Source organism: Okeania sp. (assembly GCF_983059655.1).
The window spans coordinates 1-2,182 of record NZ_CEZPJD010000835.1 but is presented as its reverse complement, the minus strand read 5'-3'; the positions used below and the strand labels follow the sequence as shown (position 1 = coordinate 2,182).

Here is a 2,182-nt window from a genome sequence, read left to right as displayed (position 1 = left end):
AACTAGAAATATTTTCCATAACTAAAGAAGTAGAAAGTTCTCAACTCCTCAACTCAGAAAAATTTGCTCTCTTCATTTTTCATTTTCTGAAGCTCAGAAAAAATAGAGGAAATTCCCTGGGAATAAACAAAAAACCATGATAGTATAGAAGTAGAAGGGTGAACTCGCCTATACGCATGATTATTTATTCAACATAAAAAACAGCACTCGAATAACCTAAACATCAAAACACAAAAAATTAGTTAGACAGACAGAAAAACAGGCTGAATATCTAAGCGATCGCCAACCCTTAAACCCAACTCAGTAGCTCTTCCCCCCCTTAACTCAATCACTCCATCCACAGGAACATTAGGTCCATAAGTAGGACAAGGTTCAGATTCACAAGGAGGTAAATTAGAAAAAATTGCCTGTACCTCCCCATTGCTCAGAAACACCATATCCAGATTAATAAACACATTTCTCATCCAAAAATTCACAGTCCGAGGAGGGTTAATCTCAAACAACATTCCTCGGTCATCTGGCAACTCAGTCCTAAACATTAAACCTATCCCCTGTTCAAGTGGAGTTTGTGCCACCTCCAAATTAATAGTCTGACCAGAAAAACTCGCCTGTGCTGAAATAGGTAACATTTGACCCAACTCCACATCACCAAAAATAGAACTAAAACTTGACTCCTCAAGACTCGTCACCCCTGACAAAACTGCCAAATATTCTCCCGTGACTCGGTCTTGAATAATAGTATGACTCTCAGAAGAAATAATATTCAACTCACTAAATTGTAAGCCACCAGTTAGGATTAGGCGATCGCTACCATTACCAAAATCTGTAATTACATCTGCATCTGTAATATTCACTCCACCAGTAGAAGATAAACCGCCACGTCTACCAATAGCAAATAAATCATCACCCTCACCTCCACTCATAGTATCCCTACCCAAATTACCAATTAACCAGTCAGGGCCAAAATCTCCAAACATCAAGTCATTTCCTTGCCCGCCAAAAATTGTATCTGCATCTTGTCCGCCGTATACAATATCATCCCCTTGATTACCTTGAAGAACATCCATTCCTTGGTTGCCGAAGATTTGGTCATTACCCCCGAAACCTTGAACAATATCTTTACTTGTTAAAGCAGCAATGATGTCATCTTCAGGAGTGCCACTGAGAAAATCAATACCTGGTGTACCTTGAACATTAGTCATTTCAGTTATCAGTTATTAGTCTCTGGGATTAAAGATATTTAAGTTGAATAAAAAGTCATGCGTATAGGCGAGTTAACACCTATAGAAGTAAGCATATCAAAATTGTTTAGAAGCTGCAAGCAGATTCCGGTAACAGATTTTTGAGCTTCACAAAATGAATATAGTTACCAAATTGTTGTCATCTCTAATATAAATTCAGGTAAAACATCTTCACCAGATAATGCTTGAGGAGAGTCTAATATTTCTACATCTTTTCCCTGGCGATAAATTTCTACTTGCTGAGATTTTCGATTAATTAACCAACCTAATCTCATGCCATTTTCCAGATATTCTTTCATTTTTTCTCTGGTGTCTGATAAACTGTCGTCAGGTGACATTAATTCGACTAAAAAATCTGGGCAAAAAGGTAGAAATTTTTCTTTTTCTTCGGGAGTTAAATTATTCCATTTTTCTATGGGTATCCAGAACTGGGAGAACGGACAGCACCATTGGGCAGTTGAAAACCCAGGGAAGAATTAAAACAAATTCCTAATTTTGTTTCTCTATTCCACATTCCTAAATTGCCACAAATTTCAGCATTAATCATTCCAGTTTCTCCCCTCATTAAGGGCACAATAATTAAATCTCCTTTGGCATTTCTTTCAAATCTTATCTCCTTATTTATTTGACATAGTTGAAAGAATTGTTCGTCTGTTAGGTCAATTATTGAGTCAATCTCGATAGTCAAATTTGTCATTTTGATTCTTTATTCCTCAGAGTTAATTAGCTATCAGCTATCAGCATTTTAGCTATCATATTTTTGACCTTTGGTTAAATTGGCAACTATTACACCAGATAGTTGAGTCGGATTTTAAATCCCCTCCTAAACGTAAAAAAAAAGTCATAATGCTAACCGCTAACCGCTGACTGCTGACTGCTATTTAATTACCAAATTCTTGTCATATCTAATATAAATCCAGGCAAAACATCTTCACCAGATA

The 2,182-nt window shown here is 36.6% G+C and carries 1 protein-coding gene and 1 pseudogene; both read right to left on the bottom strand.

Annotated features, from left to right (window positions below; genetic code table 11):
* Nucleotides 1-242 precede the first annotated feature (242 nt).
* On the bottom strand, nucleotides 243-1,202 hold the full coding sequence (locus tag AC3DU7_RS29080; protein ID WP_488042734.1) for a DUF192 domain-containing protein: 960 nt from the start codon (nucleotides 1,200-1,202) through the stop codon (nucleotides 243-245).
* Between the two features lie 164 nt (nucleotides 1,203-1,366).
* Nucleotides 1,367-1,938, bottom strand: a pseudogene (locus AC3DU7_RS29075) (Uma2 family endonuclease).
* Between the last annotated feature and the right edge of the window lie 244 nt (nucleotides 1,939-2,182).